Below are 7,295 nucleotides of genomic sequence, written 5' to 3' on the forward strand. Positions count from 1 at the left end.
TCATGGGGTATTTCTAGGTCTATAGCAGCACATAACAAGAACGAATCCCCCTAGCAGGAGAGCAGCATGAAGCAGACGCAATACGTGGCTCGCGAGCCCGATGCGCAAGGTTTTATCGACTACCCCGCCGAAGAACACGCGGTGTGGAACACGCTGATCACTCGTCAACTGAAAGTGATCGAAGGGCGTGCGTGCCAGGAGTATCTGGACGGTATCGAAAAACTCGGTCTGCCCCACGACCGCATTCCTCAACTCGGCGAAATCAACAAGGTCCTCGGTGAAACCACCGGCTGGCAGGTTGCCCGGGTTCCGGCACTGATTCCCTTCCAGACCTTTTTCGAATTGCTGGCCAGCAAGCAGTTTCCAGTGGCGACCTTTATTCGCACCCGCGAAGAGCTGGACTACCTGCAAGAGCCGGACATTTTCCACGAGATCTTTGGCCACTGCCCGTTGCTGACCAACCCCTGGTTCGCTGAATTCACCCACACCTACGGCAAGCTCGGCCTCAAGGCGACCAAGGAAGAACGCGTGTACCTGGCGCGCCTGTACTGGATGACCATCGAGTTCGGCCTGCTCGACACCCCGCAAGGCCTGCGCATCTACGGCGGCGGCATCCTGTCCTCACCGAAAGAGACCGTCTACAGCCTGTCGAACGAGCCTGAACACCAAGCCTTCGACCCGCTGGAATGCATGCGCACGCCGTACCGCATCGACATCCTGCAACCCCTGTATTTCGTTCTGCCGAACCTCAAGCGCCTGTTCGACCTGGCCCACGAAGACATCATGGGCATGGTCAAGCAAGCGATGCAGATGGGTCTGCACACACCGAAATTTCCGCCAAAGGCTGCGTGAACCGCGACTTTTGCTGACAAGTGAGTCTGTCAGTCACCGTCGCTTTGGTTTAGCGTGACGGAACTGTCGACCGATATAAAAACACTCGATTTCAGGAACCACACCATGTCCACTTTGAACCAAGCCCATTGCGAAGCCTGCCGCGCCGACGCCCCACAAGTCAGCGATGAAGAACTGCCGATCCTGATCAAGCAGATCCCGGACTGGAACATCGAAGTACGCGACAGCATCATGCAACTGGAAAAGGTCTTCCTGTTCAAGAACTTCAAACATGCCCTGGCCTTCACCAACGCCGTCGGTGAAATCTCCGAAGCCGAAGGCCACCACCCGGGCCTGCTGACCGAGTGGGGCAAAGTGACCGTGACCTGGTGGAGCCACTCGATCAAGGGTCTGCACCGTAACGACTTCATCATGGCCGCGCGCACCGACGAAGTGGCGAAGGACGCCGAGGGCCGCAAATAATGCATTTCGACGCCATCGGTCGAGTACCTGGCGACCCGATTCTGGGCCTGATGGAGGCCTATGCGCAGGACCCGAACCCGCGCAAGTTCGATTTGGGCGTGGGCGTCTACAAGGACGCCCAGGGCCTGACGCCGATTCTTGAATCGGTGAAGCTTGCCGAGCAACGCCTGGTGGAGCGTCAATCCACCAAGACCTACATCGGTGGTCACGGCGAGCCTGCGTTCGGCAAGGCCATCAATGAACTGGTGCTGGGCGCCGATTCGAAACTGATCAGCGCACAACGCGCCGGCGCCACCCAGACGCCCGGCGGCACTGGTGCGTTGCGCCTGAGCGCGGACTTCATCGCCCAATGCCTGCCAGGCCGCGGCGTGTGGTTGAGCAACCCGACCTGGCCAATCCACGAAAGCATTTTCGCGGCCGCCAAGGTCAAGGTCAGCCACTACCCCTACGTCGGCAGTGACAACCGCCTCGACGTCGATGGCATGCTGGCGGCGCTCAATGAAGCCCCCAAGGGCGACGTGGTCTTGCTGCACGCCTGCTGCCACAACCCGACCGGTTTCGACCTGTCCCACGACGACTGGCAGCGGGTGCTGGAGGTAGTACGCAAGCGCGAATTACTGCCACTGATCGACTTCGCGTATCAAGGATTCGGCGATGGCCTGGAACAGGATGCCTGGTCGACCCGGCTGTTCGCCGCCGAGTTGCCGGAACTGCTGATCACCAGTTCCTGTTCGAAGAACTTCGGCCTGTACCGCGACCGCACCGGTGCGCTGATTGTCTGCGCGAAAACCGCCGACAAGCTCACCGACATCCGCAGCCAGCTGGCCAACATCGCCCGCAACCTGTGGTCGACGCCGCCGGATCACGGTGCGGCCGTGGTCGCGACCATCCTCGGCGACCCGGAGCTGAAAAACCTCTGGACTGACGAAGTGGAAGGCATGCGCCTGCGTATCGCCCAACTGCGCAGCGGTCTGGTGGAGGCACTGGAGCCTCACGGTTTGCGCGAGCGCTTTGCGCATATTGGCGTGCAACGCGGGATGTTCTCCTACACCGGCCTGTCGCCGGATCAGGTCAAGCAACTGCGCGAGCACCACAGCGTGTACATGGTCAACTCCGGCCGGGCCAACGTTGCTGGCATTGATGCAACACGCCTGGATTTGCTGGCGGAAGCTATCGCCCAAGTCTGCAAATAGTAGATCCCTTGTGGGAGCGGGCCTGCTCGCGAAAGCGGTGAATCAGTCGACACTAATCTCGACAGTTACCGCCTCTTCGCGAGCAGGCTCGCTCCCACAATTGTTTTGCGCCACCCACACAATCCTGTCTATACAACCCCGCTCGTCGAAACAAATGGATATAAAAGTCTGTTTGTCATTTTCAGTGCGGTATCCTGCCCAAGCTTTTTAAAGCGCGGATCTACCAGATCTATCAACAGACTTAGCGAGGAGCGCAACCATGCACGAGATTCCCAATCTCCCCTTCCCAAGCCTGCACGTACCTGAGCAGACACCCACGCAGCAAGCAGGAGCCCGAGAGCCCGAGCCGAAAGAAGCCACTGACAGCCGCCAGGCTGACAGCGAAGACTGAAACACCCGCGGCACAGACCGTGTGGAAAGCGCTAACATGCGCTTTCCACACTGCCTGAAACGAGCTGGCACCATGACCGATGAACTCAACGAAACCTTTGATGAAAAGCAAGCCAGCGTCCTGATCGGCACTGCCGAGAAAATGATCGAGATCTGGTATCACCTCCCTCCTGAGAAACAAGCCGCTTTGCTCGCCCGCTTCGGCAACGAAGAAAATGCGCTGGCCGCCCTGGTCACCACGCAACTGGTCGCTCCCGTCAAACCTGAGTGACACCTCCGGGCAAATAGTTTTACTTTTTCATAACCTGCGACCGTCCACACCGCTATCATAAGCAGCCTATCTATCCTGCTTTACCGTGGACCTTTACCCATGCCTGAAAACCAGCGCCCCCTGACGGTCACGCTGCAAGTTGTTTCCATCGTCCTTTTCACCTTCATCGGCTACCTGAACATCGGCATTCCCTTGGCCGTATTGCCCGGTTACGTCCACAGCGACCTGGGCTTCGGTGCGGTGATCGCGGGCCTGGTGATCAGCGTGCAATACCTGGCCACTCTGCTCAGCCGCCCCTATGCCGGAAAGATCATCGACAACAAGGGCAGCAAACTGGCAGTGATGTATGGCCTGGCCGGTTGCGGCCTGAGCGGTGTGTTCATGCTGATCTCAGCCTGGACCCAGAGCCTGCCGACCTTGAGTCTGATCAGCCTGTTGATCGGTCGTCTGGTCCTCGGCAGCGCGGAAAGCCTGGTGGGCTCGGGCTCGATTGGTTGGGGTATCGGCCGGGTCGGTGCGGCGAACACCGCCAAAGTCATCTCCTGGAACGGTATCGCCAGCTACGGGGCACTGGCCGTCGGCGCGCCTCTGGGCGTGTTGATCGTCCATCAACTGGGCTTGTGGAGCATGGGCGTCAGTATTGTGTTGCTGGCCGTGCTCGGTCTGCTGCTGGCCTGGCCGAAAACCGCCGCGCCGATCGTTGCCGGTGAGCGCCTGCCGTTCATGCACGTGCTCGGACGGGTCTTCCCCCATGGCTGTGGCCTGGCCCTCGGCTCCATCGGTTTCGGCACCATAGCCACCTTCATTACCCTGTATTACGCCACGCGACACTGGGATAACGCCGTGCTGTGCCTGAGCCTGTTCGGTGCCAGTTTCATCGGCGCGCGCTTGCTGTTCGGCAACCTGATCAACCGCCTCGGCGGCTTTCGCGTCGCCATTGCCTGCCTGTCAGTGGAAACCCTGGGATTACTGTTGCTGTGGCTGGCAACGGATGCCCATTGGGCGCTGGCGGGTGCGGCGCTGAGCGGCTTCGGCTTTTCGCTGGTGTTTCCGGCGCTGGGTGTGGAAGCGGTCAACCTGGTACCGGCCTCCAGCCGTGGCGCAGCCGTTGGCGCCTATTCGCTATTCATCGACTTGTCGCTAGGGATCACCGGGCCGCTCGCCGGGGCAATTGCAGCCGGGTTCGGTTTCGCTTCGATCTTCCTGTTCGCCGCCCTTGCCGCGTTGAGCGGATTGACGCTGAGCGTTTACCTGTACCGACAGGCACCGAAGCAACGCGAGGCGCGGGACGCCCGCTAGAAATCGACCTTGCCGCGCCCGGCCTTGATGTTGCCACGCTTGCTCTTGGATTCGAGGCGGCGGGTCTTCGAGCCGAGGGTCGGCTTGGTCGGACGACGCTTCTTCTCGACCTTGGTGGCACTGAGGATCAGTTCGGTCAGCCGCAACAGCGCATCGGCGCGGTTCTGCTCCTGCGTCCGGTACTGCTGGGCCTTGATGATCAACACACCGTCACTGGTGATGCGGCTGTCGCGCAGCGCCAGCAGCCGTTCCTTGTAGAACTCGGGCAAGGACGACGCCGGAATGTCGAAGCGCAGGTGCACGGCACTGGAGACCTTGTTGACGTTCTGCCCACCCGCCCCTTGTGCACGAATGGCCGTCAACTCGATCTCGGCATCCGGCAGATGCACGTTGTTGGAAATGACCAGCATGGAAAAGCGTCCGTATTCAGAACCTGCAGGATACCGCGAATCAGATATCCAATATGCCGAAGATCCAATGTGGGACTTTTGTGAACCCCGAAAACAACAAACCCGGCTCATGGCCGGGTCTGTTGTCAGTGCGCTCTGCGCTTACTTCACCGAAGAGCCGGCAACGTGCAATACAGGTTGTGCACTGCGCTTGTTCTTGATGCCATAGCAGACCCACATGAACAGCAGCCACACTGGAATCGCATACACCGATGTCTGAATTCCCGGAATCAACAGCATCACGCCAAGGATGAACACCACGAACGCCAGGCAGATGTAGTTTCCGTACGGGTACCACAGGGCCTTGAACAGCGGCGTCTGCCGGGTCTTGTTCATGTGCTGGCGGAACTTGAAGTGCGAGTAGCTGATCATCGCCCAGTTGATCACCAGGGTGGCCACCACCAGCGACATCAGCAGTTCCAGCGCGTTTTGCGGCACCAGGTAGTTCAGCAGTACCGCAATCAATGTCACGGCCGCCGAAGCCAGGATCGAACGCACCGGCACGCCACGCTTGTCGATCTTCGCCAGGCCTTTCGGCGCATCGCCCTGCTCGGCCATGCCCAGCAGCATGCGGCTGTTGCAGTAGGTGCCGCTGTTGTACACCGACAGGGCAGCGGTCAGGACCACGAAGTTGAGGATGTGCGCAGCGGTGTTGCTGCCCAGCATCGAGAACACCTGCACGAACGGACTGCCGCTGTAGGAATCACCGGAGGCGTTCAGGGTGGTCAGCAGGCTGTCCCAAGGGGTCAACGACAACAGGATGACCAGTGCACCGATGTAGAAAATCAGGATCCGGTAGATCACCTGGTTGATGGCTTTCGGGATCACGGTTTTCGGCTTGTCGGCTTCGGCTGCGGTGAAACCGAGCATTTCCAGGCCGCCGAAGGAAAACATGATGAAGGCCATGGCCATCACCAGACCCGTGACACCGTTCGGGAAGAAGCCGCCGTGGGACCACAGGTTGCTGACCGCTGCTTGCGGGCCGCCATTGCCGCTGACCAGCAGGTAGCTGCCCAGGGCAATCATGCCGACGATTGCCACGACCTTGATGATCGCGAACCAGAACTCGGCCTCACCAAAGACTTTGACGTTGGCCAGGTTGATGGCGTTGATCAGCACGAAGAAGGCCGCTGCAGACGCCCAGGTCGGAATGTCCGGCGCCCAGTAGTGGATGTACTTGCCGACAGCGGTCAGCTCGGACATGCCCACCAGAATGTACAGAATCCAGCAGTTCCAGCCTGACAGGAAGCCGGCAAAGCCGCCCCAGTACTTGTGCGCGAAGTGGCTGAAGGAACCGGCCACCGGATCTTCGACGATCATTTCGCCCAGTTGGCGCATGATCATGAAGGCGATGAAGCCGCAGATGGCGTAGCCGAGGATCATCGACGGGCCGGCGGATTTCAGTACCCCGGCCGAGCCGAGGAACAAGCCGGTACCGATCGCGCCACCGAGGGCGATCAATTGAATGTGGCGATTTTTCAGGCCGCGTTTCAGCTCGCCTGATTGCGGGTGTTGTCCACTCATGAAAAGGGTCTCACGCAAGGTTTGATGATGTTCAGTAGACGTTGCTGCTCAGGAAATCCGTTAAGCGGCACCGATCAAACCCCAGCGCAAGCACCAGGAGTTCAGCGTATTTACAACGGTCATGCGTCACCTGTTTGTTTTTATCTGTGACGAAATCGAACCCGACACGCTCGTGACGCGACGGAGTGAACAAGGCGGATAGCCTTGAGGTTTGCGCTGATGCGCAGGAGGTCACAGGTAAAACGCGGCGCATTGTACACCTGTAACCCCCTGCTGCCAGACACGCTGGACAAGCGCATCTATGGCCGGGATTGCCTGTGTCCGCCCCGAGAGGTTCGGGCGGCTGCAAAAAATGAGTCAGACCCTTGCGGATCATCGATGAGAAAGGCAGGAAAACCGCCTCTCGCAGAGAGATGGAAACGGATTGCGGCGTTCATTGCGCCTCCTTTTTGTTATACACCTGCACGACAGGCATGGCGCGCATAACACCCTGCATGGAGTGCTGAAACAAGCGGGCCAGAGCGTTGAGAGCGGGAGCGAAAGACAACCGAGCGGAAGAATTTTCTTACAGTTGCCGAGAGATAACGAATCCACAGGGTTAATCGATGGATTTCGTCAGGTTTTCTTTACGCGGCGTAATTCTGGCTTTCCACTTCGGACAACCCAGTGCGGCGACTGACGCCTTCGCGAGCAGGCTCGCTCCCACAGGAGACAGAGTTGTTTCGCAGAAATGCGATCCCTTGTGGGAGCGAGCCTGCTCGCGAAAGCGGCCCCAAAAACGACACAGACATAAAGCCGGCCCCCCCAAACCGCCCCCCCAACAACCCGCACCAACCAACCACGACTATACCGCGG

At 59.3% G+C, this 7,295-nt stretch carries 8 protein-coding genes; 6 read left to right on the forward strand and 2 right to left on the reverse strand.

Translation table 11 applies throughout. The annotated features are described in order from the left end of the window. Positions 1 to 66: 66 nt before the first annotated feature. From phhA to CAF65_RS15515, 6 genes are all read left to right on the forward strand, one after another. Complete coding sequence (phhA, locus tag CAF65_RS15495) at positions 67 to 852, forward strand: phenylalanine 4-monooxygenase (protein WP_085717039.1); 786 nt, start codon at positions 67 to 69, stop codon at positions 850 to 852. Positions 853 to 957: 105 nt separating this feature from the next. Then, complete coding sequence (locus tag CAF65_RS15500) at positions 958 to 1,314, forward strand: 4a-hydroxytetrahydrobiopterin dehydratase (RefSeq protein ID WP_007975310.1); 357 nt, start codon at positions 958 to 960, stop codon at positions 1,312 to 1,314. Further along, positions 1,314 to 2,507, forward strand: coding sequence for an amino acid aminotransferase (locus CAF65_RS15505; RefSeq protein ID WP_085717040.1), 1,194 nt, complete (start codon positions 1,314 to 1,316; stop codon positions 2,505 to 2,507). The genes CAF65_RS15500 and CAF65_RS15505 overlap by 1 nt, the downstream gene beginning before the upstream one ends. A gap of 259 nt (positions 2,508 to 2,766) precedes the next feature. Next, entirely contained in the window at positions 2,767 to 2,898 is a 132-nt protein-coding gene (locus CAF65_RS28765; protein ID WP_256578644.1) for a hypothetical protein, read from the forward strand. A gap of 72 nt (positions 2,899 to 2,970) precedes the next feature. Next, positions 2,971 to 3,168, forward strand: a complete 198-nt coding sequence (locus CAF65_RS15510; RefSeq protein WP_085717041.1) for a hypothetical protein — start codon at positions 2,971 to 2,973, stop codon at positions 3,166 to 3,168. Positions 3,169 to 3,267: 99 nt separating this feature from the next. Continuing rightward, positions 3,268 to 4,467, forward strand: a complete 1,200-nt coding sequence (locus CAF65_RS15515; protein WP_085717042.1) for an MFS transporter — start codon at positions 3,268 to 3,270, stop codon at positions 4,465 to 4,467. Here the strand turns inward: CAF65_RS15515 and arfB are convergent. Next, positions 4,464 to 4,877: an alternative ribosome rescue aminoacyl-tRNA hydrolase ArfB gene (gene arfB / locus CAF65_RS15520; protein WP_008021374.1), complete on the reverse strand. Its 414-nt coding sequence runs from the start codon at positions 4,875 to 4,877 to the stop codon at positions 4,464 to 4,466. The genes CAF65_RS15515 and arfB overlap by 4 nt on opposite strands. 141 nt (positions 4,878 to 5,018) lie before the next feature. Beyond that, positions 5,019 to 6,440 (reverse strand): amino acid permease, encoded by a 1,422-nt coding sequence (locus tag CAF65_RS15525; protein WP_085717043.1) that lies wholly within the window; start codon positions 6,438 to 6,440, stop codon positions 5,019 to 5,021. Positions 6,441 to 7,295: the final 855 nt, after the last annotated feature.

The sequence above is a fragment of the Pseudomonas sp. B28(2017) genome (genome assembly GCF_002113025.1).
In the GTDB taxonomy this organism is placed as follows: domain Bacteria; phylum Pseudomonadota; class Gammaproteobacteria; order Pseudomonadales; family Pseudomonadaceae; genus Aquipseudomonas.